The 25416-nt window shown below is 67.6% G+C and carries 25 protein-coding genes; 12 read left to right on the top strand and 13 right to left on the bottom strand.

Annotated features, from left to right (window positions below):
* Window positions 1-430 precede the first annotated feature (430 nt).
* Entirely contained in the window at window positions 431-3088 is a 2658-nt protein-coding gene (clpB, locus tag M2428_RS19800) for an ATP-dependent chaperone ClpB (protein ID WP_277527675.1), read from the top strand.
* A 137-nt stretch (window positions 3089-3225) separates the two neighbouring features.
* Here clpB and M2428_RS19795 read toward each other — a convergent pair whose 3' ends face one another.
* A complete protein-coding gene (locus tag M2428_RS19795) occupies window positions 3226-3816 on the bottom strand; it encodes a septum formation family protein (RefSeq protein WP_277527674.1) in 591 nt (196 codons plus the stop codon).
* A gap of 457 nt (window positions 3817-4273) precedes the next feature.
* Here M2428_RS19795 and M2428_RS19790 point away from each other — a divergent pair, with 457 nt between their 5' ends.
* The 5 genes from M2428_RS19790 to M2428_RS19770 all read left to right on the top strand — a co-directional run bounded on the left by M2428_RS19790 (window position 4274) and on the right by M2428_RS19770 (window position 7391).
* Window positions 4274-4507: a DUF3073 domain-containing protein gene (locus tag M2428_RS19790; protein WP_018774150.1), complete on the top strand. Its 234-nt coding sequence runs from the start codon at window positions 4274-4276 to the stop codon at window positions 4505-4507.
* Between the two features lie 349 nt (window positions 4508-4856).
* Window positions 4857-5006: a hypothetical protein gene (locus tag M2428_RS19785; RefSeq protein ID WP_277527673.1), complete on the top strand. Its 150-nt coding sequence runs from the start codon at window positions 4857-4859 to the stop codon at window positions 5004-5006.
* Window positions 5007-5072: 66 nt separating this feature from the next.
* Window positions 5073-5558, top strand: coding sequence for a hypothetical protein (locus M2428_RS19780; RefSeq protein ID WP_277527672.1), 486 nt, complete (start codon window positions 5073-5075; stop codon window positions 5556-5558).
* Window positions 5555-6520 (top strand): hypothetical protein, encoded by a 966-nt coding sequence (locus M2428_RS19775; RefSeq protein WP_277527671.1) that lies wholly within the window; start codon window positions 5555-5557, stop codon window positions 6518-6520. Before M2428_RS19780 ends, M2428_RS19775 begins: the two co-directional genes overlap by 4 nt.
* Before the next feature lie 25 nt (window positions 6521-6545).
* Entirely contained in the window at window positions 6546-7391 is an 846-nt protein-coding gene (locus M2428_RS19770; RefSeq protein WP_277527670.1) for an oxygenase MpaB family protein, read from the top strand.
* A gap of 68 nt (window positions 7392-7459) precedes the next feature.
* Here M2428_RS19770 and M2428_RS19765 read toward each other — a convergent pair whose 3' ends face one another.
* The gene (locus tag M2428_RS19765; RefSeq protein WP_277527669.1) at window positions 7460-7666 is read right to left on the bottom strand and encodes a hypothetical protein; all 207 of its coding nucleotides are present in this window, start codon (window positions 7664-7666) and stop codon (window positions 7460-7462) included.
* Between the two features lie 126 nt (window positions 7667-7792).
* On the opposite strand from M2428_RS19765, the gene M2428_RS19760 reads away from it, so the two are divergent.
* Entirely contained in the window at window positions 7793-8575 is a 783-nt protein-coding gene (locus tag M2428_RS19760) for a VOC family protein (protein ID WP_277527668.1), read from the top strand.
* Between the two features lie 86 nt (window positions 8576-8661).
* Here M2428_RS19760 and purM read toward each other — a convergent pair whose 3' ends face one another.
* The 3 genes from purM to M2428_RS19745 form a co-directional block, all read right to left on the bottom strand.
* Window positions 8662-9831 (bottom strand): phosphoribosylformylglycinamidine cyclo-ligase, encoded by a 1170-nt coding sequence (purM, locus tag M2428_RS19755; protein ID WP_277527667.1) that lies wholly within the window; start codon window positions 9829-9831, stop codon window positions 8662-8664.
* Window positions 9828-11501, bottom strand: coding sequence for an amidophosphoribosyltransferase (purF, locus tag M2428_RS19750; RefSeq protein ID WP_277527666.1), 1674 nt, complete (start codon window positions 11499-11501; stop codon window positions 9828-9830). Before purF ends, purM begins: the two co-directional genes overlap by 4 nt.
* Window positions 11502-11589: 88 nt before the next feature.
* Window positions 11590-11973: a hypothetical protein gene (locus tag M2428_RS19745; RefSeq protein ID WP_277527665.1), complete on the bottom strand. Its 384-nt coding sequence runs from the start codon at window positions 11971-11973 to the stop codon at window positions 11590-11592.
* An 89-nt stretch (window positions 11974-12062) separates the two neighbouring features.
* On the opposite strand from M2428_RS19745, the gene M2428_RS19740 reads away from it, so the two are divergent.
* On the top strand, window positions 12063-12911 hold the full coding sequence (locus M2428_RS19740; RefSeq protein WP_277527664.1) for a methyltransferase domain-containing protein: 849 nt from the start codon (window positions 12063-12065) through the stop codon (window positions 12909-12911).
* 1 nt (window position 12912) lies between these two features.
* Here the strand turns inward: M2428_RS19740 and M2428_RS19735 are convergent, their stop codons facing one another.
* Window positions 12913-13347, bottom strand: coding sequence for a DUF6855 family protein (locus tag M2428_RS19735; RefSeq protein WP_277527663.1), 435 nt, complete (start codon window positions 13345-13347; stop codon window positions 12913-12915).
* Window positions 13348-13453: 106 nt separating this feature from the next.
* Entirely contained in the window at window positions 13454-13933 is a 480-nt protein-coding gene (gene bcp / locus M2428_RS19730) for a thioredoxin-dependent thiol peroxidase (protein ID WP_277527662.1), read from the bottom strand.
* A gap of 268 nt (window positions 13934-14201) precedes the next feature.
* On the opposite strand from bcp, the gene M2428_RS19725 reads away from it, so the two are divergent.
* On the top strand, window positions 14202-15077 hold the full coding sequence (locus tag M2428_RS19725; RefSeq protein ID WP_277527661.1) for a serine hydrolase: 876 nt from the start codon (window positions 14202-14204) through the stop codon (window positions 15075-15077).
* Window positions 15078-15117: 40 nt separating this feature from the next.
* On the opposite strand, the gene allB is transcribed toward M2428_RS19725, so the two are convergent.
* From allB to pucL, 6 genes are all read right to left on the bottom strand, one after another.
* Window positions 15118-16461: an allantoinase AllB gene (gene allB, locus M2428_RS19720; RefSeq protein WP_277527660.1), complete on the bottom strand. Its 1344-nt coding sequence runs from the start codon at window positions 16459-16461 to the stop codon at window positions 15118-15120.
* On the bottom strand, window positions 16454-17242 hold the full coding sequence (locus M2428_RS19715; RefSeq protein WP_277527659.1) for a TIM barrel protein: 789 nt from the start codon (window positions 17240-17242) through the stop codon (window positions 16454-16456). Before M2428_RS19715 ends, allB begins: the two co-directional genes overlap by 8 nt.
* A 62-nt stretch (window positions 17243-17304) precedes the next feature.
* Window positions 17305-18117, bottom strand: coding sequence for a bifunctional allantoicase/(S)-ureidoglycine aminohydrolase (locus M2428_RS19710; protein WP_277527658.1), 813 nt, complete (start codon window positions 18115-18117; stop codon window positions 17305-17307).
* Window positions 18114-19400 (bottom strand): aldolase, encoded by a 1287-nt coding sequence (locus M2428_RS19705; RefSeq protein ID WP_277527657.1) that lies wholly within the window; start codon window positions 19398-19400, stop codon window positions 18114-18116. The genes M2428_RS19710 and M2428_RS19705 overlap by 4 nt, the downstream gene beginning before the upstream one ends.
* 81 nt (window positions 19401-19481) lie before the next feature.
* Window positions 19482-21080, bottom strand: coding sequence for a malate synthase A (aceB, locus tag M2428_RS19700; RefSeq protein WP_277527656.1), 1599 nt, complete (start codon window positions 21078-21080; stop codon window positions 19482-19484).
* Between the two features lie 134 nt (window positions 21081-21214).
* Complete coding sequence (gene pucL, locus M2428_RS19695) at window positions 21215-22123, bottom strand: factor-independent urate hydroxylase (RefSeq protein ID WP_277527655.1); 909 nt, start codon at window positions 22121-22123, stop codon at window positions 21215-21217.
* Window positions 22124-22617: 494 nt separating this feature from the next.
* On the opposite strand from pucL, the gene M2428_RS19690 reads away from it, so the two are divergent.
* The 3 genes from M2428_RS19690 to M2428_RS19680 are packed head-to-tail and all read left to right on the top strand — an operon-like array spanning window position 22618 to window position 25414.
* The gene (locus M2428_RS19690; protein WP_277527654.1) at window positions 22618-23112 is read left to right on the top strand and encodes a nucleoside deaminase; all 495 of its coding nucleotides are present in this window, start codon (window positions 22618-22620) and stop codon (window positions 23110-23112) included.
* A gap of 17 nt (window positions 23113-23129) precedes the next feature.
* The gene (locus tag M2428_RS19685; RefSeq protein ID WP_277527653.1) at window positions 23130-24425 is read left to right on the top strand and encodes an XdhC/CoxI family protein; all 1296 of its coding nucleotides are present in this window, start codon (window positions 23130-23132) and stop codon (window positions 24423-24425) included.
* Window positions 24416-25414: an FAD binding domain-containing protein gene (locus M2428_RS19680; protein WP_277527652.1), complete on the top strand. Its 999-nt coding sequence runs from the start codon at window positions 24416-24418 to the stop codon at window positions 25412-25414. The genes M2428_RS19685 and M2428_RS19680 overlap by 10 nt, the downstream gene beginning before the upstream one ends.
* Window positions 25415-25416: the final 2 nt, after the last annotated feature.

Genomic DNA, 25416 nt, shown 5'->3' with positions numbered 1-25416 from the left:
GCGCACGAAGGGATTATGTCCACCGGTGTGCGCTAGGGGAGGGCATGTCCCGTGAACCCGCGCGGGAGCCGAGGACATGTCCAGTCTTCGCGCCCTTCGCACTCAGGCCGAGGGGGCATGCTCTGTGCTCACGCCCAGGCCGAAGGGACATGCTCACTCTTCGCACCCAGACCGAGGGGACATGCCCAGTCCCAGGTCCGGGCGGTGGACAAATGCGGACTATGTCCAGTCTTCGGGCCCAGGGGAGGGCATGTCCCAAGCCGGCGGCGGCCGCGGTGAGACCCGGCCGCGGTGCGACCCGGCCTTGCGGGCAGGCCGCCCCTAGACAGGCGTTTCGCTGTCGGCAAACATGGAGCCAGCGTCCCTCATTGCAAAGTTGAGCGATGTAGACTCAACTTCGATATCAGGACCATTCCGAAAGGAGCCCTCGTTGGACGCGAAATTCACCACCAAGAGCCAGGAGGCTCTCGCCGCCGCCGCCATGAACGCTTCGACCGCGGGAAACCCGCAGCTTGAGCCCGCGCACCTGCTCAAGGCGCTCATGGACCAGCGGGAGGGTGTCGCCGTCGCTCTGCTCCGGGCCACGGGCGCAGACCCGGACGCGGTCAGCGTCCAGGCGAGCACCGCCATCAAGGCCCTGCCGTCGTCCTCCGGGAGCAGTGTGCAGCAGGCCCAGTTGTCCCGGGCCGGCTTGCAGGCGATCAAGAATGCCCAGAATGAGGCGGAGCGCCTCGGGGACACCTTTGTTTCCACCGAACACCTGCTGCTGGGCCTTGCCGCCGGGAGCGACGGCGTCGGGAAGCTCCTGCGCGAGGCCGGCGCCTCCCATGAGGCGTTGCTGGCCGCCCTGCCGGGCGTTCGGGGCGACCGCAAAGTGGACAACGCCGACCCGGAAAACGCGTTCCAGGCGCTGGAGAAATACGGCACGGACCTCACGGCGGTCGCCCGCTCGGGCAAGCTGGACCCGGTGATTGGCCGCGATGCGGAGATCCGGCGCATCATCCAGGTCCTGAGCCGGCGCACCAAGAACAACCCCGTCATTATCGGCGAGCCCGGCGTCGGCAAGACCGCCGTCGTCGAGGGCCTCGCCCAGCGGATCGTGGCCGGCGACGTGCCCGAAAGCCTGCGCGGCAAGACCCTAATCGCTCTGGACCTCGCCTCCATGGTGGCGGGGGCCAAGTACCGTGGCGAGTTCGAGGAGCGGCTCAAGGCCGTGCTGGAGGAGATCAAGAACTCCGAGGGCCAGATCGTTACGTTCATCGACGAGCTCCACACGGTGGTGGGTGCCGGTGCCACCGGGGACAGCTCCATGGACGCCGGCAACATGCTCAAGCCCATGCTGGCCCGCGGCGAGCTGCGGCTGATCGGCGCGACCACGCTGGACGAGTACCGCGAGAACATCGAAAAGGACCCCGCCCTGGAGCGCCGGTTCCAGCAGGTCTATGTGGGCGAACCCAGCGTGGAGGACACCATCGGCATCCTCCGCGGCCTCAAGGAACGCTACGAGGCCCACCACAAGGTGTCCATCTCCGACTCCGCCCTCGTGGCGGCCGCGACCCTCTCCAACAGGTACATCTCCGGCCGGCAGCTGCCGGACAAGGCAATCGACCTCGTGGACGAGGCCGCGTCCCGGCTGCGCATGGAAATCGATTCCGCTCCGGAGGAGATCGACCAGCTCCGGCGCCAGGTGGACCGCCTGACTATGGAGGAACTGGCCCTGGCCGGCGAGACCGACCCCGCCTCGATGGAACGCCTTGCGGCCCTCCGCGCGGACATGGCGGACAAGAAGGAAGAGCTCGCGGCCCTGAACGCCCGGTGGGAGGCCGAGAAGGCGGGCCTGAACCGGGTGGGTGACCTGCGGGCCAAGCTCGACGAGCTCCGCTCCGCGGCCGACAAGGCCCAGCGCGAAGGGGACCTCGAGACGGCGTCCAGAATCCTCTACGGCGAGATTCCCGCCTTGGAACGGGAACTGAACGCGGCCGCCGAGGCAGAGGCCGCCGTGCCCGACAAATCGAGGCAGATGGTGGCCGATGAGGTCACCGCCGATGACATCGCCGAGGTGATTTCGGCCTGGACCGGCATCCCCGCGGGGCGCATGCTGCAGGGCGAGAGCCAGAAACTGCTCAACATGGAGCACGTCCTGGGTGAGCGGCTGATCGGCCAGAAGAAGGCCGTCGCCGCGGTCTCCGACGCCGTACGCCGCGCCCGCGCCGGGATCAGCGACCCCAACCGGCCCACCGGCTCGTTCCTGTTCCTCGGCCCCACCGGCGTCGGCAAGACCGAGCTCGCCAAGTCCCTCGCGGACTTCCTCTTCGACGACGAGCGCGCCATGGTGCGGATCGACATGTCCGAATATTCCGAGAAGCACTCTGTGGCCCGGCTCGTCGGGGCGCCTCCCGGGTACGTCGGCTACGAGGAGGGCGGCCAGCTCACCGAGGCCGTGCGGCGGCGCCCGTACTCGGTGCTGCTGCTGGATGAGGTGGAAAAGGCCCACCCGGAGGTTTTCGACATCCTCCTGCAGGTGCTCGACGACGGCCGGCTCACCGACGGTCAGGGCCGCACCGTGGACTTCCGCAACGTGATCCTGGTGCTCACCTCGAACCTGGGCAGTCAGTTCCTCGTGGACCCCAACCTCGACGCCGCGGCCAAGAGGAACGCTGTCATCGCCATGGTGAACGCCTCCTTCAAGCCGGAGTTCCTGAACCGGCTCGATGAAGTGGTGCTGTTCGATCCCTTGAACGTTGAAGAGCTGTCCGAGATCGTGGAACTGCAGGTCAAGGAGCTGGGAGAGCGGCTCAAGGGCCGCCGGCTGAACCTCGAGGTTACCGAGGGCGCCCGCGCCTGGCTGGCCGTGTCCGGCTTCGATCCCGCCTACGGCGCCCGGCCGCTGCGCCGTCTGGTGCAGCGCGAGATCGGCGACCGGCTGGCCAAGGCCATCCTGGCCGGCGAAATCACCGACGGCGACACCGTCCTGGTGGACACCGCGCCGGATTTGATGGAACTCACCATGGGCGGGCTGGAGGACAGCTACGTGCCCGACGGCGGCGCGGCCACCGGCACCGGGCTCTCGGTCCGGCGCAAGGAGTAGACGCCGTCGGCAAGAGCGCTATGCCCCACCGGCAGCCGGGCTGGTCCCGTCTGCCGGTCGGCAACGTCGTGCGCTTTGCCGGCGCGCCAGATCCGTGCGCTACTGCGACGCGCTGCAGCGCCTCAAGCCGGGCAGCGCTAGGGCAGCAGGGACTCCTTGATGACGTTTCCTGCGTCCGTCACGGCGTAGCAGTCGACTCGACGGTCGGCTCTCTCCCAGCTGCGCGAGCTCGGGTAGGCCAACTTGTAGCTCAGGTCGTATTTGCCGGCCTTGTCCGTCAGCGGAGCTGCCTTGCAGGCATCGCGCGCTCTCTGCTTGAGCGCGTCCCGGCCGGGGTAGGACTCATTTTTCCCGTACTTCTCCACGGCGACCAGCTGGGCCGAGTGGCCGGTGGCGCAGTCCACCACGGTGGACTGCTGCGCATCCGGATCGAAGTCCTTGAAGCAGTCCCGCAGCTGGAAGTCCAAGGGGCTGACGCCTTCCAGAGGGAGGGCTCCGCGGCTGGCCGGGGCCGACGCCGACGAGGCTGCGGGGGCAGGGCCGCCGCTTTCGACAGGGGGCTGGCTGCTGCCGGCAACTGCGGCCACAGCCCACCAGACCAGAAGCCCAAGCGCGATGAGAAGGGCCGCGGCCACACCGAGCCGCTTTGGCCCTTGCCGGCGGATCCGGCGGACCAGGGGGCGGGCTCGGCGGGCCAGGGGGCGCGCTCGCTTCGAAAGTGCGCGCATGCCGCCGGCGAAAGTGGCGCCCGAGGGCTTCGCCGCTGCGGGCGCCGCCGAACGATTCGTGGACCGAGCGGGGTCGGCTGTAAGAACGGGCAGGGCGGACGTCGGCGGCCTCGAAGGCGGCGGCGGGATGGACCCGGCGTCGTGTCTTGGATTCTCGTCAGTCACTGAGAAATTCACCACTTCCGTGCGTCTTTGCCGGGGCTGGAAGCCCGGCGTCGCGGCCCTTTTCTGGGCGCACATCACGAAACTCTATCGAAGATGCGCGGCACGGCGCATGTGCCGGTGGCCGCGGGCACCGTGGCGGGAGGCGCCACGCTGTCCACAGGGGGCAGGCCGGCGAGCAGTTGACGCCGAAAGCATGTAATCTAGGTGTACGACAAATTGACCAAACATTCCGGGGCCTCACCGATCGCCAAAGGTGACCACCTCCGGTCCAAGTACAAAAGGGGGTCACGCCATGGGGCGCGGCCGTCAAAAGGCAAAAGCTACCAAGCAGGCTCGGGACATCAAGTACTACTCCCCGAACACTGACTATTCGGCCCTTCAGCGCGAGCTCACGGGCCCGGGAAGTCGTGCCACGAGCCACTTCGCGGATGACCCGGTCGAGCCGGACTATTCAGCGTATGTGGATAAGTACGCGGACGATGTGGAAGACGACGACGACGAGGTTGATTCCCGTCGTATAGGTTAGTCGACGCTTTCTTCCGGCACTGCAGTGCCAGCCAAAGATTTTCAGGCCGTCGGCCACCCCTGTTTTCAGGCGTGGCCGGCGGCCTTTCTTGTGCCCGTCCCTTCTTTGCCCGTCGCGGTGGGACTCGGCAGCAGTCAGGGACTCCCTGGACATTGAAGCGAAAGTCGATCGTGAGCTGGTGGCCGTTGCGGCACACAACCCTTACGGTGACGCGGCGTGAGTGAGGAGTTCGGGGACGCGTTCCTGCGGAACCTCGCTGAATTCTTCGGCGTGAACTGCGGCTACCTCCTGCAGGATCAGGAGGGCCTTCCCAACAAAAGTGGAGGCCCAGCTTGATCATCTGGCCAGCATGAGAACCAACAAGGTACGCAACTTCGCCGCCCGTCAGTTGGGCGGACTGTCATCCGAATCGCTCCTTCAGATCAGGGACCTTATCGACGAACAACTGGCGGAGACGCACGTCATGCCGGTTGACACGCAAGGCACTGAACAGGGCTGATACAGTCCTGCTTTGGAGTAGGTTTATCTCCGGCCCACATTGGACTATCCGGAGGACCCGCAGCCCATGGACTACAGAGTCGCCCGAGAGCGAGCGCAGGCCGCGGAAGAACGCCTGCAGTTGCCTGAGCCGGTCTCAATGCGTTCCATCCAGGCTCATCTGGAAGCAGCCAGGGGACGCAGGATTGTCATCAAGTCCATCGACAACACCCCGACGGACAAGGTCTGCGGCCTGTGGTTCGGTCTGGACACAATGGACCTCATCCTCCATGCCAAGTCCGCATCGGAGGTCCACCGACAGCAGATCGTTCTGCACGAGTTCGCCCACATGGTCCTCCGCCACGAGCAGGAGGACCTTTCGCACGACTACGCCAAAGCCTTTTTCCCGGACCTCGACCCGGAGCGCGTCGTCTCAGCCCTGAAGCGCACCGACTTGTTCGACGAGCTCGAGGTGACGGCTGAGCTCCTTGCGGACCGGCTTGCGTCCCGTATCCGCCGCTCCGGCCAGCGGCCTGACGCGCAGCCCGGCAACTTCGGGGCGGTCTTCGGATGATGCAGTTCCTCATGGCCGCGGCACTGTTCCTGTTGGCCGGGGTCCGCGTTCCCGCCCTGCTTCGCAACCGGACCGACCTGGTGTTCTCCTGTGCCGTGTACGGAGGCGTGGGCTCTTTGCTCATGTCCCCGATTGTCTACGTCCCCGTCGACACAGCCTTGGGCGGGATGAACCTGGTCAAACTGGTTCTGAACTCCCTGATGATCATCTCGCTCTGGTATCTGCGCCTTGCTGCATTCGCCGCCATCGCCCCGGAAGCCGGCGGTCGCCGGTCCTGGTGGACACGCACCCTGCCTCTGACGCTCACGCTGACCCTGCAAACCGTGTTCTTCCTCCTCACCGGACCCACCATCACGACCCCCGCCTGGGGCATCTACGAGGACCGCTTCCCGGCTCTCCTGTTCTCACTGATGCTCACTCTCTTCATCTGTTCGATGAGCGCGGAAATTGCCGTGATCTGCTTCCGCTACATCCCGCGTATGAGCCGCTCGTTCCGTGTCGGTTTCTCCATGCTGGGCGCCGGCTGCATCATGGGTTTCCTGGTGATGGCCGAGATGTGCCTCTCCCTGCTGGCCCGACACCTGACGTTCCTGGCCATACTGGTCAGGCCTGATTTCCCCTACCATCAGCTAGAACTGGTCGCGACCGTCCTGGCCGGCGCCGGACTGACGATCCCGGCGGTTGCCGGCAGGGCTGCCCGCAGAAACCTGCACCGCTGGAACACCGAAACCCTCGCACGCGTCGAGTCCATCTGGGCCAAAGCGCTGCAGAGCACGTCTCTTGACCGGACCCTTGAGGCCGACCCCCAGGCACCGGTACAGGACAGGCTGCACCGGATGATTGTCGAAATCTGGGACGCTGACCTCGCCGCCGGCACTTCGGCGACCTTCCTGGACGCGGAGGAGCGCAGCTACCTGCTCTCCGTCGAAGCAAAGCTCCATATCTCCCCTGCCCGGGCATAACCTGCGGCAGCTACAGAAAGCCCCCATGCACCTCCTGACGCACCCGACCCGCCGAACAGGCCCGAGCGGTACGGACATGGACGGGATCTACCGGAACATGGTCCTTTTCGATTTCCAGACTGAAGTCCACTCGGGCTTCTTCGTCGCTTATTACCGCAACTTCGCCATCCCCACCACAGCGAGGACCCTGGCGACGACCGGGGAGATGAAATCCCGGCCGATGAAGCGCTCCTACGACACCGGCATCGTCATCTACGAGATCATCGCCAACGGCTTCGAGCACGAACGCAGCCAGGCCATGATCGAACTGCTCCGCCGGGTACACAAGGGGGTGCCCGGCACCCCGGACGACTTCGTCTACGTCCTCATGACTTTGCTTGTCCTGCCGCTGCGCTGGACCGAACGTCACGGCTGGCGCCGGTTGACCGAGCTGGAGAAGCGGGCCGCCATGGACTTCTACGCCGAACTGGGCAGGCAGATGGGGCTCGAGGGCGTCCCGGCCACCTTCGCGGAGGCGGAACAGTTCCTGGACGAGTACGAGGACCGGAACATGGGCCCGAGCCCTGAGGGCGCGATGCTGCTCAATGCGACCGCCGCGGCCTTCGCCCGACGTATCCCCACCCCGCTTCGCCGGTTCACGCCGACCATCCTCGCGCTGATGATGGACAAACCCCAGGTCGCCGTTGCTCTGGGTCTAAAACCTGCCCCGGCAGCGCTGCGCGTACCGTTCAACGCGGTGTTGCGGTTCCGCGCCCTCAAGGCCAGGCGGCGCCCCTTACCGACCAAGCCCATATTTGTGCCCGGCGGCCGCATGTCCGCCTACGCGGACGGCTATACCCTCGACCAGATCGGCCCGCAGGCCACCGTCTGACTGCTAGCAGCCTTCGAGCCCACGCCCGGCGCAGCTGAGGTTTTGGCTAGTTCGCGTCCGGCCTCAAGTCAGGCCTGCCGCACCAGCAGGCCTTCCTGGCGTGCCCGGCGGACGAACTCAGCCTCATCCGTTGATGCCGCCGCGCAGGTACGGACTTCCCTTGCGAGGCTGTGCCGCTCCACCTCGGGCAGTCCCTGGCGGACGGCCTTGGCCTGTTCCGCGGGAGTGAATCCGCGTTCGGCGCGGACCGCGTCGAGCACGACGAACCCGTGCATCGAACCGCCCGTCGTTTCCCGTGGTGACCCACGGTTTCGCCAGCGCAGTTGTCACCGGCGGGGCCTCGGGCTACGTTGTTGGTGCCGGATTTCCCCGGTGCCACCCAGATGCCCGGAAGGACTGCCATGACCATGCGCACAGGATTCGCTGAGGGTGAGCTCTGCTGGACGGACCTCCAGACCAGCGATGTGGAGGCAGCCAAGGCCTTCTACGCGGAGGTTTTCGGCTGGCGGTACGAGGACCTGCCCACCCCGGACGGGCGCAGCTACGCCAAAGCCTTCCTCGGCGATGCCTTGGTCACCGTGCTCGCGCCGCAGAACCCCCAGCAGGAAGCCTCGGGCGAGCCGGGCCGGTGGAATGTATATTTCGCGGTCGAGGACGCCCGGGACCTCGCCGGCGAACTGGCCCATTCCCCCGGAAACCTTGAATTCGGCCCCGAGGCGATCGGAGACACCGGCGTCATGGTCTTCTTCGCCCCGCCCGGCGGCGGAACCACAGGGGCCTGGCAGGCGGGCAGCCACTTCGGAGCCGGCCGGAGCCAGGAACCGGGCACTTTGGCCTGGGCCGAGCTGCTGACGCCGGAGCCGCAGGCCGCCGTCGGCTTCTTCCAGCAGCTTTTCGGGCACGACGTGACCGAATACCCCCAGGACGACGGCGGCACCTACACCACGCTCATGGTGGGCGGCGCCGAAGTGGCCGGCATCGCCCGGGTGCCCGGCGATGCGCAGGACACCCTCGAGCCCGGGTGGCAGGTCTATTTCGGCGTCTCCGACGTCGCGGAGGCGGTGCAGGCCGCGGTGGCCGCGGGCGGCGTCGTGCTGATCGAACCGGACGAGGTCGAGGAAGCCGGCACCATCGCCACGCTCAAGGACCCGCAGGGCGGCGTCTTCAGCCTGCTGGAGGTTTAGGGCTTAAATACATCGAGTGCTCCACAACTGCCGTTTTCAGGTCTCAAAACGGCAGTTGGGGAGCACTCGATTGGGGTTAGGAACCCTTAGGCGTAGGCGTTGACCAGCCGGACGGCACCGCCGTCGACGCCCTTGGCGCCCTGGACGTAGTCCGGGCCCGTCTTGACGACCGAATCCGAGTTCTCATTGACGGTGCCCATGATCCAGGACGGCAGGCCGCGGTCGTTGAGCCGGTTGACGGCGGCGTCGGCCGCTTCCGGCGAAACGATGGCGACCATGCCCACGCCCAGGTTCAGGGTGCGCTCCAGATCGGCCAGCGGGACGTTGCCGAGCTCGGCGACCAGCTTGAAGATGGCCGGGAGCTCCCAGGTGGAGCGGTCCACGGTGGCCAGCAGGCCCTGCGGGAGGACCCGGGCGAGGTTGGCCGCGAGGCCGCCGCCGGTCACGTGGCTGAAGCCGTGGACGGCTCGGCCGCCTGCGGAGCCGTTGACCGGGAAGGTGCGGGCCAGGTCCAGGCAGTCCGCGGCGTAGACGCGGGTGGGCTCGAGGAGCTCCTCGCCCAGGGTGCGGCCGAGTTCGGAAACCTGGCGGTCCAGGGCCCAGCCTGCGTGGTTGATGACGCGGCGGACCAGGGAGTAGCCGTTCGAGTGCAGGCCGGAGGAGGCCATGCCGATCACCACGTCGCCGGCGCGGACACGGTCCGGGCCGAGCAGCGCGTCGGCCTCGACAACACCGGTGGCGGCCCCGGCGACGTCGTACTCGTGCTCACCGAGCAGGCCCGGGTGCTCGGCGGTTTCGCCGCCCACCAGGGCGGTGCCGGCGACCGAGCAGGCGGCCGCGATGCCGCGGACGATGTCGGCGATGCGCTCCGGGACCACCTTGCCGCAGGCGATGTAGTCGGTCATGTAGAGCGGCTCGGCGCCCACGACGACGATGTCGTCCACCACCATGCCGACGAGGTCGAAGCCAATGGTGTCGTGGATATCCATGGCCTGGGCGATTGCCACCTTGGTGCCGACGCCGTCGGTGGAGGTGGCCAGGAGCGGGCGCTTGTAGGTGAGCAGCCGGGAGACGTCATAGAGGCCTGCGAACCCGCCGACGCCGCCGATCACCGAGGCGTTGTGGGTTGCCTTGACGGCGTCCTTCATGAGTTCGACGGCGCGGTCTCCCGCTTCGACGTCGACGCCGGCGGAGGCGTAGGTGATGCCGGCGTTCTGGGCGGCGTTCATGTCAGCGGCCGGGGAAGCGGAAGTCATACTGGCTCTTTCTTGTCGGCTTTGGTGACGCGGTCGGCATCGGTGAGCAGTTCTTCGAATTCGGAGTCCGGCCCCGGATCACAACCGGTGGCGCCGGCCTTCTCGGCCGGATCGTCGTCGGGGCTGATACCGGCGGCGGCTTCGGCGGCGGACTCCGAGGCGGCCGCGCCTAGGGCGGCATCACCGGCGGCGGGCAGGCCACCGAGATCCGTGCGTTCCAGCAGGTTCTTGCCGAGCTTGTCCGCACCCGGGAGCTCGATGGGGTACTTGCCGGTGAAGCAGGCGGTGCAGAGGCGTTCGCGGGGCTGCTGGGTGGCGCCGATCATGCCGTCTTCGGAGATGTAGGCGAGCGAGTCGGCGCCGATGGCCTGGGTGATCTCTTCGACGGTGGCGCCGTTGGCGATCAGTTCCGCCCGGGAGGCGAAGTCGATGCCGTAGAAACAGGGCCACTTGACCGGCGGGGAGGAAATCTTGACGTGGACGCTGGCGGCGCCGGCTTCCCGGAGCATCCGCACAATGGCGCGCTGGGTGTTGCCGCGGACGATCGAGTCATCCACCACCACAACACGCTTGCCGCGAATCACGGATTCGAGGGCGTTGAGCTTGAGCCGGATGCCGAGCTGGCGCAGCGTCTGCGAGGGCTGGATGAACGTGCGGCCCACGTAGGAGTTCTTGACGAAGCCGTGCGCGAAGGGGATGCCGGATTCCTCGGCGTAGCCAACCGCCGCGGGGGTGCCCGATTCCGGCACCGGGATGACGATGTCCGCTTCCTGGGTGTTTTCGCGGGCCAACTGGCGGCCCATTTCCACGCGGGATTCGTACACCGAGCGGCCCGCAATAGACGCGTCCGGGCGGGCGAGGTAAACGTATTCGAAGACGCAGCCGGCCGGCGTCGCCTCGGCGAAGCGCTGCGAGCGGACGCCGTCCTCGTCGATCGCGATGAACTCGCCGGGTTCGATTTCGCGGATGAAGCTGGCGCCGACGGTGGCGAGGGCGGACTGCTCGGAGGCCACCACCCAGCCGCGTTCCAGCCGGCCCAGGCAGAGCGGGCGGATGCCGTAGGTGTCGCGGGCCGCGTAGAGGGTGCCCTCATCCATGAAGACGAAGCAGAAGCCGCCCTTGATCTTGGGCAGCAGCTCCATGGCGGTCTGCTCAAGGGACTTGCCCTCTTCGCCCTCCAGGAGGGCGGTGACCAGGGCCGTGTCCGAGGTGTTGCCCTGCTTCATCTCGCCGCTGAGGTTTCCGCCGTTGCGGTCCTCGATCATCGCCTTGAGCTCGGCCGTGTTGGTCAGGTTGCCGTTGTGGGCGAGGGCCACGGTGCCCGTGGCGGTCGCGCCAAGGGTGGGCTGGGCGTTGGCCCAGTGGCTCGCACCGGTAGTGGAATAGCGGCAGTGGCCGACGGCCAGGTGCCCGGTCAGGGTGTTCAGCGTCGTCTCGTCGAAGACCTGGGAAACGAGGCCCATGTCCTTGTAGACGTTAATCCGCTTGCCGTCGCTGGTTGCAATACCAGCCGACTCCTGGCCGCGGTGCTGCAGTGCATACAGCCCGTAGTAGGTGAGTTTTGCTACTTCTTCACCGGGTGCCCAGACCCCGAAGACGCCACATGCGTCCTGAGGGCCTTTTTCGCCTGGGAGAAGATCATGAGAAAGTTTTCCATCGCCGCGTGCCACTGGTCGATTATCTCACGATGTGCGCTAAGACTTTTCCGGCGGCCGTTTTATGACCTGCCGCCCTGTCGAGGCGGGGCTGAGGCGCGGTTCAGGCACGGTCCCCGTCGTCGTCGGCGTCCGGTGCGGACTCGACGACGGCGCGCTCGGCGCGGCGGACGCTCATCCGGTCCAGGATCAGGGCGGCCAAGGCACCCAGGATGACGCCGCCGGCCGCGCAAAGGACCATAAAGAAGCCGAACACCGAGCTGGCGTCATAGCCCACATCACCGGGAAGTGCGTAGGCGATGATGGCCGCGGCGGCCACGCCCACCAGCCCGCCCAGGATCAGGAAGGGTACATACTTCGGTGCCCGGCGGACGGTGACCTCGCGGCGCTCCGGAACGCTCTCCGGAACGTTGCCTGGAACGCTGCCCGGGGCAGGTTCCCGCTGGGGGTCGTTGCCTGCTGTGCCGGGGGTTTCGTGGGAAGACATGCCATTAACCCTACTGCCCTTGGACTCATTGCCGGGGCCCGGTTCCCGGAGCAGACTAGGGCTACGTACAGACGAGCTAAGGATCCGCCATGTTAGCCTCAGCCGCCCGCATTCGCGACCAGCAGCGCAAGATTTGGGATGAGTTCTCGGCGGGCTGGAACAAGTGGGACGCTGAACTGCTCGGCTGGCAGGGGCCGTTCGGGGACGCATTGCTCGAGGAGCTGCGGCTGCGCCCCGACTCCCGGGTGCTGGATGTTGCGGCGGGCGTGGGGGAACCCGGACTCACGGTGGCCGAGCGAGTGCCGGAGGGCAGGGTGGTCCTGGCCGACATCTCGGCGGGGATGCTCCGCGTGGCCGGGGAGAAGGCATCGGCCCGGGGCCTGACCAACCTGGACTTTGAGGTTTGCGACGCTGCCGCATTGCCCTTCGGGGACGGCACGTTCGACGCCGTGTACTGCAGCTTCGGCCTGATGTTCTTTCCCGTCATGTCCGCGGCCATGGCGGAGATGGCGCGCACCGCCAAGCCGGGGGCCCGCGTTGGCGCCGTCGTCTGGGGACGCGCGGCGGCAAACCCCTGGGCCAGCCTAATTCTGGGCACGATTGCCCGGCACCGGGAACTGCCCATTCCGCCCGCAGGCACTCCGGGCCTGTTCCGCTGCGCACCAACCGGCTTCATGACCCGCATGTTCAAGGATGCCGGGCTGGCAGAGGTGACCGAGCGCCAGGTCAGCACCGATCTGGTGCACGAATCCCCCCAGAGCTACTGGGAGTTCATGACCGACATCGCGACCACCGTGGCCATGGGGCTGGCCAAGGCGGACGAGGCGTCGCGGGACCTGATCCGTCAGGACGTGTTCGCGCTGCTGGGCCGCTACGAGCACGACGGCGCGATCCGGCTCCGGTCCACCGCCACGGTGGTGGCGGGGACCAAGGTGTAGCTTAGGCGGGCGACGCCGGGCCGGACGCGTCCGCGATGATCGCCCGCACGCTGTTGTTGCGCTTGTCGTGGGTCAGCTCCACGAGGCCCAGGGCCTCGAGCAGGGGCGGCAGGTACATCCCGAACCGTCCCCGGTAGCCCTTGCGCAGTCCATACCACCCGCCCACAGGATTCTCCGGGTCGCGGCCCCAGGCTTCCACCGTCCCCTCCGCCGCCGGCTTGTTTTCGTCGGTAGCGCCCAGCGGCACCCAGTCCACCTTCTCCATCAGCCAGAGGTGCAAGTCATCCAGTGCCCGGAGGTGGTACTTGAGGGTGGTGGAACCGACCTGGCACACCAGCGCCGGGGGATCGGACTCCTCGTCGCGGTACATCAAATACTCCGAAGTCCCCGGGGCCGTCTTGAGCTGCCAGGGATCCTGCTTGGTGCCGTTTGCCACGCTGTACCCGCCTTCTGATCGGCCGGATGCCCGGCGCCGATCGTCCGAGCCTACCGAGCCATCCGGCGCGGGGCGAGGCCTGCGGCGGGGAGGGAGCAGTGCCCTGTTAGACGCCCAGCGCTTCCTTCAGCGCCGCCACGTGGCCTTGGGCCTTGACCTGGTACTGCGCCAGCTTCACCTTGCCCTCGGGGTCCAGCACCACGGTGGAGCGGACGATGCCCTCCGTGACCTCGCCCTGGATCAGCTTCTCGCCCCAGGCGCCGTAGGCCAGGGCGACGGCGTGGTCCTCGTCGGCCAGGAGCGGGAAGGTCAGGGCGAAGTCGCCGGTGAAGTGGGCCAGGGCCTCGGGTGCGTCGGGGGAGATGCCCAGGACTTCGTAGCCTGAGCCCTGCAGGGACGCGAGGTTGTCGCGGAAATCGCAGGCCTCGGTGGTGCACCCCGGGGTCGCGGCTTGCGGGTAGAAGTACACAATGACGTTCTTGCCGCGGTAATCGGCAAGGGCAACCGGCTTACCTTCGGCGTCCGCCAGCGTGAAATCCGGGGCCGGTGTGCCGGGCTGAAGCTTGACGGTCATGTTTGCGCTCATGATGATCCTTCGGGGAGTGGACAACGGGTCTGTGATGGACAACATCGTGGCCCGGGACTGTATTCCGCCGCCTGAGAGTATCAAGGACCCGTCCGGGAAGGCTTGGCAGACTCGGGCCCTGACAGCTCTTTCATAGCTGCCGCATAGCTGCCGTGATTAACTTGGAGCCATTATGGAACAGCAAACTCCACGACAGCCACGTTTCGGATCCCGACGCACGGCCACGGGACGGCAGCCAACGCCTGCCCGGTTCCGGGCCAGGATTCAGGTGGCCTGTGCCGCGCTGCTGGCCCTCGTCCTGGCCGTGGGTATCCATACCTTCGCGGACCGCTCGACGGCGGCAAATCTCACGAAGACGTCTGCCGCGACGACTGCGGAGGCCAGTGCCTCGCCCTCAGCCAGCCCCAATGCCTCGACCCCCGCCTCGGCCCCGGCTGCCCGAGTGGTCGACGCGGCACTGGGCGCGCGCATCCAGGCCATTCTCGACGCCAACAGCCAATACCAGATCGGCGTGGCGGTGGTCGACCTCTCCCAGGGCGCCGGCTCCGCGGACGTCAGCGAATACGGGGTCCGGGAGAAGTTCGTGGCCGCGAGCACCGCCAAAGTCCTGGCCGCGGCGGCCTACTACCACCTGGTCGAAACCGGAGCGGCCACCCTCGATGACCCCTTGGGGAGCTACACCGCCGGATTCCAGCTCCGGGAGATGATCCAGCAGAGCGACAACGACTCGTGGTCGCTGATCATGGATGCCGTGGGCCACGAGGAACTGACGGCGTACGCGGCGACGCTGGGCGTGAGCTACGACCCGAAAACCAACACGCTGACCCCGGCGGAAATGGCGACGATCGTCTCCCGCCTCTACTCCGGGACGCTCCTGAATGCCGGGAACACCGCCCAGCTGCTGTCCTATATGCAGGACACCAACTACGAAACGCTCATTCCAGCCGCAGTGCCGGCAGGGATCACGGTCTTCCACAAGTACGGACTCCTGGGCGGTGAACTGCACGACGCCGCCATCCTCACGCAAGGCAACGCCGCCTACGCCCTGGTCATCTACACCAAGGGCCAGGACCTGAGCGACGTCCCCGAACGCACCGAGGTGATTCATCAGCTGACGCAGGCGGTGGCGGGCGTCCTCTTCTAGGCCGCTTTTTACGCCGCTTCCAGCCCGGGTGGGCCCGGGTTCATGCGCCGGCGCGGCGGATTAGCTTGCCGGTCGGAGTCCGGCCGTCGATCAACGTGCCGCGGAGGTAGGTCTGCCGGACGACGCCGGAAAGCGCCTTGCCGTCATACGGGGTGATGGGGTTCTTGTGCTTGAGCTTGGAGGCGTCCACGACGTACGTCTCATCCGGGGCAAACACGGTGAGGTCGGCGTCGTACCCCAGCGCCAGCCGGCCCTTGTTGGCCAGGCCGGCGAGCTGTGCGGGCTTGGCCGCCATCCACCAGAGAATCTGCTCCAGCGGGATGCCGCGGTGCCGGGCCTCGGTCCAGATCAGCGACAGGCCCAGCTGCAACGAGGAAACGCCGCCCCAGGCCACGGCGAAGTCCCCATTTTCCAGGTCCTTCAAATCCAGGGTGGACGGGGAATGGTCCGAAACGATGCAGTCGATGGTGCCGTCCTGCAGCCCGGCCCACAGCAGTTCGCGGTTGGAGGCTTCGCGGATCGGCGGGCAGCACTTGTAGGCCGTGGCACCGTCCGGGATTTCCTCGGCCGTCAGCGTCAGGTAGTGCGGGCAGGTTTCGACGGTGAGGCGGACGCCGTCGCGCTTGGCGGTGGCGATCATGGGGAGCGCGTCGGAGGAGGACAGGTGCACGATGTGGGCGCGGGCGCCGGTACGGCGGGCCCGTTCGATGACCTCGGCGATGGCCTTGTTCTCGGCCCCGCGCGGGCGCGAGGCCAGGAACGACGCGTAGCGGTCGCCGCCCGGGTGGGGCGCGTGCTCGATCGTGTGCGGGTCCTCGGCGTGGACGATCATGAGCGAGTCGAAGGACCTCAGCGCGGCCATGTCCGCTTCCATCTCGTCCGCTTCCAGCTGCGGGAACTCGTCCACGCCGGAGTGCAGCAGGAAGCATTTGAAGCCGAAGACTCCTTCGTCGTGCAGCGGCCGCAGTTCGTGCCTGTTGCCCGGGACGGCTCCGCCCCAGAAGCCGACGTCCACGAACACCTGGTCCTCGGCCACCTCGCGTTTGAGCATCAGGGCAGCGACGGTGGTGGTGGGCGGGATGCTGTTCAGCGGCATGTCGATGATCGTGGTGACGCCGCCGGCCGCCGCCGCCCGGGTGGCGGACGCGAAGCCCTCCCACTCCGTGCGGCCGGGCTCGTTGACGTGCACGTGGGTGTCCACAAGGCCTGGCAGGAGGACCTCGGCGTCGGCGAGTTCGATGAGTCTACGGCCGGAAAGGCCGTTGCCCAGCGGCGCGATCGCGGCAATCACGCCGTCGCGGATGCCGACTTCCCGCGCGGCGATGCCGGCCGTGGTCAGCACCTGCCGCCCGCGGAAGACGACGTCGTAGGTTTCGTCAGGCACGGATGGCCCAGCTGAACGCGGTCTCCGCCGGTTCCTTGTATTCGAGGCCGATGTAGCCCTCGTAGCCAAGTGCGCGGCTGCGGGCGATCCATTCGCCGAGGGGAAGCTGCCCGGTTCCGGGAGCCCCGCGGCCGGGGCTGTCGGCGATCTGGATGTGGCCGAAGTCCTGGGCGTGCTTTTCGATGACGGCGGCGATGTCCTCCCCGTTCACGGCCAGGTGGTAGAAGTCGGCGAGGAACCTGATGTTCTCCGCGCCGGATTCCGTCCTGACCCGGGCGATGACGTCCAGGGCGTCCCGGGCCTTGAGCAGCGGGTAGTTGGGGGCGCCGCTGACGGATTCCAGGAGGACCGTGCCGCCGATGCGGGCGACGCCGGCCGCAGCCTTCGCGAGGTTCTCGGCGCCAAGGGCGTCCTGCCGCTCAGCCGATTCACCGTCAATGCGGTTGCCGTAGAGGGCGTTGAAAGCTTTGCAGCCGAGGCGCTCACCGATGCCGGCGACGACGTCGATGTTGTCCTGGAATTCGGTGGAGTGTGCCGGCCAGGAGAGCAAGCCGCGGTCGCCGCCGGGCATGTCGCCCGCGTTGAAGTTCAGCCCCGTGAGCTGCACGCCGGCGTCGGCGATGGCGTTCTCAAACCGGGCAACCTCGACGTCGGTGGGGACGGAGGTCTCGAAGGGCCACCAAAATTCCACGGCGTCAAAACCGGCGGTCTTCGCCGCGGCCGGGCGTTCCAGCAGAGGGAGCTCCGTCAGGAGGATGGAGCAGTTCACGGTGTACGTCATTTGTGGTGGATTCCTCCGGTGGCGGGAACTGGATCGGGCGGCCTGATTCGCGTGGGCCGGTCTCAGGTCAGGCGGATCTGGCGGTTGACGTCCTTGTACAGCAGGTACCGGAACTTGCCCGGGCCGCCGGCATAGCAGGCCTGCGGGCAGAAGGCGCGCAGCCACATGAAGTCGCCGGCCTCCACCTCCACCCAGTCGTCGTTGAGCCGGTAGACGGCTTTGCCTTCCAGGACGAAGAGCCCGTGTTCCATGACGTGGGTTTCGGCGAAGGGGATGGAGGCCCCGGGCTTGAAGGTGACGATGTTGACGTGCATGTCGTGGGCGAGGTCCTCCGGGTCCACGAAGCGGGTGGTGGCCCAGGCGCCGTCGGTGCCGGGCATGGCCCGCGGTTCGACGTCCTGGTCCCGTGTCACAAAGGATTTTGCCGTGAACCCTTCCAGCGGCTCATACGCCTTCCGGATCCACTGGAAGCTGGCGATCTCCCCGGACTCGTTCGCCACCGACCACTGGGCTCCGGCGGCGAGATAGGCGTAGCCGCCTTCTCCCAGCTTGTAGGTTTCCCCCTCGAGGGTCAGTACCAGGGCGCCCTTGGTCAGGAAGATGACGCCTTCGACGCCGGTCTCCGGCTCGGGCTTTTCCGCTCCGCCGCCCGGTCCCACCTCGACAATCAGCTGCGAGAACGTCGTGGCAAAGCCGGCGATGGGCCGGGCAAGGATCCAGGACCGGGTGTTGGTCCAGCCCGGCAGCTTGCTCGTGACGATGTCTCGGAGCACGCCCTTCGGAATGACGGTGTAGGCCTCCTTGACCACAGCCCGGTCAGTGAGGAGCTGGGTCTGCGGCGGAAGCCCGCCCTCAGGGTAGAAATAGTTGCTCATGGGTGCGTCCCTTTTGCTAAGCGGGTGGGGGTGTTGGCCAGCCGGGGATGGGCCAGCACAGTGAGTTGCGGGAGCCCGACGCCGGCCAGCGCCAGGACTTCTTCGGCACCGACGGCGCCGCACTGGACGCCGCGCAGCACGAAGGCCGCCAGGGCGCGGGCCGTGGCGGGTTCATCCAGAACGCCGCCGGCGGTTTGCTCCACGTAATTGCGGAGCCGGGCAGCGGTGGCGGGAAGACCCTGCCGGTAGAAGGCATAGGTTGCGGCGAACCGGCTGGGCAGCTGGGCCGGGTGGAGGTCCCAGCCCTGGTAGAAGCCGCGTTCCAGTGAGCGGCGGACCAGCCGGCCGTGGAGCTGCCAGGCCTGCTCCACGTGCCCGCCCACCGGGATGATGTTGGTGGAGCCGTCGGAGAGCCGGATCCCGGTGCCGGCCACGGCAAGCTGCATGACTTCCTTGGCAAAGTCCGCCACGGGATGTTCCATGGACTGGTATTCGGCGGAGATCTGCAGCGAGGCCGAGTAGTCGTAGGTGCCGTAGTGCAGCGCGCTGATCCGGCCGGGCACCGCGTGCGGCAGGCGCGCCACCGGCGAGGTTCCGTCCGGCCCCAGGATCAGCTGCGGAGTTTCCACCTGCACCTCAAAGCGGAGCCGGCCCGCGGGGAGCGAATGGACTTCCTCGAGGCGGGACACGGCGAAGACCATGGCCTCAACCTGCGCCACCGTGGTGACCTTGGGCAGGGTAAGGATGAGCCCGTCCGGCAGTTCGCCTGTCGCGGCCAGCTGCGACACGAAGAGATCCAGGGTCCGCAGGCCCCGGGCGCGGGTAGCGGCCTCGAAACATTTGAAGCGGATCCCGATGAAGGGCGGCGCGGTGCCGGCGGCGACGGCGGTGGCCACGGCGGACGCCGCGGCGACAGCGACGGCGTCCTCGGCGTCGTCGCCCCGGTCCCCGAACCCATCCTCAAAATCCAGGCGAAGGTCCTCGATCGGCTCGCGGAAGAGCTTGTCCCGGACCCGCGGCGCGACGGCGGCGGCGAGCTCGGGGTCCTGGCCGAGCAGGGTGCCGAGCCGTTCCAGCCCGCCGTGGGCCTCGGCCGCGGCCAGGGCCTGGGCGCCCCAGTCCGCGGCTAACTCCGGACTGAAACGGTCGGCCTGAACGTAGACGGTGTGCACCGGCTGGCGGGAGCCGTCGTCGCCCGGGTAGCTGCGCTCCAGCAGCCGGTCGGTGTCGGCGAGCTGCGCATCGATCCGGGCGAGGTCGGCGCCGGAGAGGGCCGGCGTCACAGGGCCCTGGCTCCGCGGGTGGCCCGGTGGATGGCCCGGCGGATGGTTCCGTGGCTGCGGCCTGGCGCCGGCTGCCATGCCTCAGCCCACCAGCTCGTACGCCGGCGTGGTGAGGAAGTCGGTGTAGTCCTCGGACAGGCAGATATCGCCGATGAGCTTGCTGGCGGGCAGGTAGTGCTTCGCGAAGGCGTCCTCGCCCACCTCGCCGCGGAGCTTCTCGGTCTCCTCGGCCAGGATGGCGGCCACCAGCTCACGGGTGACAGTCCGGCCGGTGTCGGCCAGCGCCGAGCGGTTGCGGATCTGCTGCCAGACCTGGGACCGGGAAATTTCCGCGGTCGCGGCGTCCTCCATCAGGTTGTGGATGGCCACCGCGCCGTTGCCGGAGATCCACACCGCTGTGTAGGCCACGGCCACGTAGAGGTTCAGCCGCAGACCTGCCTCGGTCACCTGGCCCTGGGCGGAACTGATGTCCAGGAGCTGGTCCGCGGTGACCGAGACCTCCGGACGCTGCCTGTCCAGCTGGTTGGGCCGGTCGCCCAGAACGGCGTCGAACACCTCGCGGCAGACCGGCACCAGATCCGGGTGCGCCACCCAGGAGCCGTCAAAGCCGTCGTTCGCCTCGCGGGTCTTGTCCGCACGCACTTTCTCGAACGCCTGGGCCGTCACCTCGGGTTCGCGCCGGTTGGGAATGACGGCCGCCATGCCGCCCATGGCAAAGGCGCCGCGGCGGTGGCAGGTCTTGACCAGAAGTTCTGTGTAGGCCCGCATGAAGGGCGCCGTCATGGCGATTGTGGCGCGGTCGGGGAGCACAAAGCGCGGGCCGGCGTCGCGGAAGTACTTGATGATGCTGAACAGGTAGTCCCAGCGGCCGGCGTTCAGGCCGGAGGCGTGGTGGCGGAGTTCGTAGAGGATCTCGTCCATTTCGAAGGCTGCGGGGATGGTCTCGATCAGGACGGTGGCGCGGATGCTGCCTTGCGGAATGCCGAGGTAGTCCTGGGCGAAGACGAAGATCTCGTTCCACAGCCGGGCCTCGAGATGGCTCTCCATCTTGGGCAGGTAGTAGTACGGGCCATGGCCGTTCTCCAGCAGCAGCCTGGCGGTGTGGAAGAAGTGCAGGCCGAAGTCCACCAGGGCGCCCACGGTGTGTTCGCCGTCGATCAACAGATGGCGCTCGCCCATGTGCCAGCCGCGCGGGCGGGCGACAACGACGGCCAGCGGGGCATCGGTCCGGAGCGTATATTCCTTGCCCTCGGGCGAGGTGAATTTCAGGGTGCCCGCCGCGGCGTCGCGGAGGTTGAGAATCGATTCGACCACGTTGGACCAGGTGGGGGTGCTGGCGTCCTCGAGGTCCGCGAGCCAGACCTTGGCCCCGGAATTCAGGGCGTTGATCGCCATCTTGGCCGGTGCGGCCGGGCCCGTCATTTCCACCCGGCGGTCCTGCAGGGCGGCGGGGGCCGGGGCCACGCGCCAGCCGGCGTCGCGGATCTCCTGGGTCTCCGGCAGGAAGTCCAGGCGGCCGGTCAGGGCCACGTGCTCGCGCTTGAGGGCGCGGGCCTTGAGCAGCTCCGCGCGGGTTCCGGCAAAGCGGACGTGAAGTTCTTCGACGAAGGCGAGAGCCTCCGGGGTCAGGATTTCTCCGGCCCGGTCGACGGGTTGGGGATCGGTGACGCTGAGAGTCATTTCTGGTCCTTTCCGGGCCGCTCACACTTCTGAAGAGTGTTTTCGTATTATCACCCTCAGCGAGCCACCCAACTCCACTGATCTGCGCTTTTCCCACCATTCACCGGGGGCCGCGGCCCGGGCGATGCCTCGCGTTAGCAGAAGCCGGCGATCCCGTGCCAGGCGATTTCTGCGGGGCTGGTGTCTTCACGCTGCACCGTGGCCTCAATCAGGCCGTAGGGGCGGTCGGCGGCAAAGAAAACCTCGTTGGGGTTGTCGAGGCCAAAGGGTGAGAGGTCAACCAAGAAGTGGTGCTTGTTGGGCATGGAGAACTTGATCTCGTCGATCTCGGGGTGCGCTGCCAGCACCTTGGCGCCCATGTCGAAGAGGGTCTGTTGCAGGGCGTGGGAGTACTTTTCGCTGAAAGCCTCCAGCAGCAGGCCCTTGACGTCCTCGTAGCTCTTGTTGAAGTCGAAGGTGCCGAAGTCGGTGCCGGTCCTGAAACGCCAACGGGCCGATACGTCCGTGGCGAGGATACGGTCGGCCGTTTCCGGGAGGGTGGTGTACTCGTCCCGCGGGAAGCCGCTGAACCCGGACTGGGTCGACTTCAGCACGGTGAGGTCTTTCAACCCGGCGATGAGGTGCTCAGTAACGCCGTCGCGGACAAGGACAGCCGTGCGGACCTCCTGGCCGTTGCGGACGAAGGAGTGGTGGTGCCCGGATCCGTGGGCCTGGATCCGGTCCCATTTGTAGGATTCGGCCGCCCAGCGGCCGCCGGTGACCCAATCAAAGCTTGAGGTGAAGTGCCTGCCCAGCCGCAGCAGGAAGGCTTCCGGGGAGCCGATGCCGTCCCGGGCGAAGGCATAGATCGTGTTCTTTTGGGTGTCCGTGGCCACCACATGGCTGTTGTCGCCTGCGAGGTGCGCCGCGGCGAAGTCCCCGCGCAGCTGCGAGGTGACGTTCAGGTCTTCGATCTCATGGCGCTTGGTGTCCCTGGTGATCTTGACCACCCGGACTTCGGCTTTTCCGTACTGGTTGTCACCGAGGACGATTCTGTTGCTCATGGTCTGATTCCCAACTTCAGGTATGTGGCACCAAAGTCCCACATAGAAATTAAGCGCTTGTTTCCCGCGCGTTTCTCGTTCCGCCGGTCCACAAAAAAGAGCCGACATCAGTTGATGCCAGCTCATTACGACCCTGCCTGCTGCTCCCAGGTTGCGTGACCTGGGCCACGAATTGGGACTAAGCGTAGCCCGGTCCCGGCCAGGTGTACATCACTTTTCGGAAAATCGAGTGGGGCCCGGACGGCCCGGCATTGGGCGTGAAGACCCGGAAATAGAGATTTCACATAACGAATCTTGGCTTCCACCAAAATAGGGCGCGCCGTGCTGAGGTCCCGGTGCTACTCTCGATCTTGCCAACGGCGGGCATCCCGGGATCCGGGAAGCTATCTACCAGGCGCAACCTTCAAGGCACATGCTGAAGACTGGTCACCGTCGCATCCGGCCCTTGCGTTCCCGCCGGGGTGTACCGGCTTCCGCAGGTAGGGAGTGGCAGCATGACTACAACCGATACGGCCCAGAAGTTCCTGGCGAGATCCATCGAGTTGGCCACGGCCAACGTCCTGAACGGCGGCGGCCCGTTCGGTGCCGTGGTGGTCACAGCGGACGGGCACGCGTTCGACGGCGTCAACCGCGTCACCGCTACCAACGATCCCACGGCGCACGCCGAGGTCACTGCCATCCGGCGGGCCTGCAGCGAACTTGGCACCTTCGATCTCAGCGGAGCCACGCTCTACTGCAGCTGCGAACCGTGTCCCATGTGCCTGGCGTCCGCGCTGTGGGCGCGCGTCTCACGCGTGGTGTTTGCCGCGGACCGGCACGATGCCGCCTCCGCGGGGTTCGACGACGCCCTCTTCTACGAATACTTCGAAAACGAACAGCGCGACGCGCTCATGCCGGTGGGCAGGCTGGACCTGACAGACCCGGAAGCCCCCGCGGCCCTGGATCCCTTCAAGGCCTGGAACTCGCTCGAGTCCAGGACCGACTATTAGCGCCGGGGACTGCGGCCATGTTGGATCTGCTCCCGCACTTGGGCACATGGCGGCCTGCCGCGTCCGGGCAGCGCTGCGCGGTGGCCACCGTGGTGGGCACCGCCGGCTCGGTGCCGAGGCCCCTGGGCACGTCCATGCTGGTCTCGGAGGCCGGCGAGGTGCTGGGCAGCCTGTCCGGCGGCTGCGTTGAAGGGGCCGTGGTGGAGGCGGCCCTGGAGGCACTGCGCGACGGCGGGACGCGCCGGGAGTTCTTCGGCTACAGCGCCGACGACGCGTTTGCCGCCGGACTGACCTGTGGCGGCGGGCTGGAAATCCACATCGAACCCCTGGGCACCGGACCCGGCCGGCTGCGGCTGGAGACCCTGTACGCCCTGGCCGGGAGGCCCCCGGCCGGCGGGGCGGCGCTGATCCGCAGGGTGGATGCCGGCGGAGGCGGCGCCGTCGTGGTTCCTGACCCGGCTGCCTTCCAAGTGCTGCAGTCGGCCGGGCTCGCTGCGCTGCTGGGAGCGGGTTCCACCGGTGCCGGGCCGGTGATGCTGGCGGCGGCGGCCCAGCTGGAACCCCTGCTGAGGGGAGGGCGTACCGGGCTGGTCCGGATCGCCCCCGCGGGTGAGTGCCTGCCGGAACCGGTGAGCCTGCTGGTGGAGAGCCGGCTGCCCGCGGCGCGCCTGCTGATCTTCGGCGCCAATGACTTTGGTGCGGCCCTGGTGCCGGCGGCGAAACTCCTGGGCTTCCACGTGACGGTGTGCGATGCGCGCCCGGCGTTCGCGCAGCAGGACAGGTTCAGCGCCGCGGACGAGGTGGCCACGGCCTGGCCGCACCGGTATCTGGCGGACCAGGCGCGGGCCGGCCGCACCGACGCCCGGACGGCCATCTGCGTGCTCACGCATGATCCCAAATTCGATGTCCCTCTCCTGCAGGCCGCGCTCCGCCTGGACGTGGCGTACGTCGGCGCGATGGGGTCCAGGCGCAGCCACCGCGGGCGGATCGATGCCCTGCGGCAGGCCGGCGTGGCCGATGAGGACCTGGCCCGGCTGCACTCACCCATCGGCCTAGACCTCGGGGCCGTCACGCCCGGGGAGGTCGCGGTGTCCATCGCGGCAGAACTCGTGGCAAGCCGGAGCAAGGCCGCCGGGCTGGCCCAGGGCAGCGTGTCCCTGAAGGATGCCAGCGGCCCCATTCACCATTACGCCGCAACTCATCAGAACAGCAGTCTTCACGCCAGTGACCATCACGACAGCAATCTTCACGCCAGTGACCATCACGACAACAGCGCCGGCATGCCCGAACCTCAGGAGGCCCAGTGGACCTGAACACCATCGAGGCCGTGGTCCGCACCGCGGATCCGGCGCAGTGGCGCCAAGGCGATGCCTGGCTCGCTGGGGGAACGGTGCTTTTCTCCGCCGGGAGCCCCGAACACGGACAGGAACCGCTCCGGCGTCTCCTGGACCTCGGCTCCACGGACTGGACACCCCTGGCTGTCTCGGCGGCGGGCATCGAGCTGGCGGCAACCTGCACCATCGCGCAACTGTATGCGTTCCCTGATTCGAACGCCGGCCGGGGACTGGCCGGGGGCTGGCCCGGCGTGGAGCTCGTCCGCCCCTGCTGCGAGTCCTTTGTGGCCTCCTTCAAGGTCTGGACCATGTCCACGGTGGGCGGCAACCTGTGCACCTCCCTGCCGGCCGGGCCCATGATCTCGCTCTGCGCGGCGCTGGACGGCACGGCCACCATTCTGGGTCCCGGCGGCGCAAGCCGTACGGTTCCCGTGCTGGAGTTCGTCACGGGCGACGGGACCAACGCCCTCGCTCCCGGAGAGCTCCTGCGCAGCGTGAGCCTGCCGGCGGCAGCCCTGTCCTCCCGGGTGGCCTTCCGCCGGCTGTCGCTGAGCAACCTGGGCAGGTCCGCGGTGCTGCTGATCGGAAGGCTCGACGCCCGCGGCGCCCTGGTCCTGACCGTCACCGCAGCCACCGAACGCCCCGTGCAGCTGCGCTTGAAGCCCTCCGCGGCGGCGCTCGCCGACACCCTTTCCGAGTCACTTGATGCCGCCATCCCCGATGAGCTCTACCACGACGACGTCCACGGCCTGCCCGCCTGGCGCAGGGACATGACGTACCGGCTGGCCGAGGAAATCCGGGCCGAACTCACCGCCCCGGCGGGCCGCGATCCGCTGCGAGTATCCGGTGACTTCTGGCCGCCGAGGGCCCGGCCCCTGCGGACAGATTCCCTGCGCGCAGAGTCCCTGCACACAGACTCCCCGAGCGCCGGGACCCCGAGTGCCGGGTCCCGGACGGAAGGGGCCTGAGC

It is taken from the genome of Arthrobacter sp. ES3-54, from assembly GCF_029504395.1.
GTDB lineage: Bacteria > Actinomycetota > Actinomycetes > Actinomycetales > Micrococcaceae > Arthrobacter.
The sequence above is the reverse complement of the archived record's forward strand: the minus strand, read 5'-3'. Positions and strand labels throughout refer to the sequence as shown.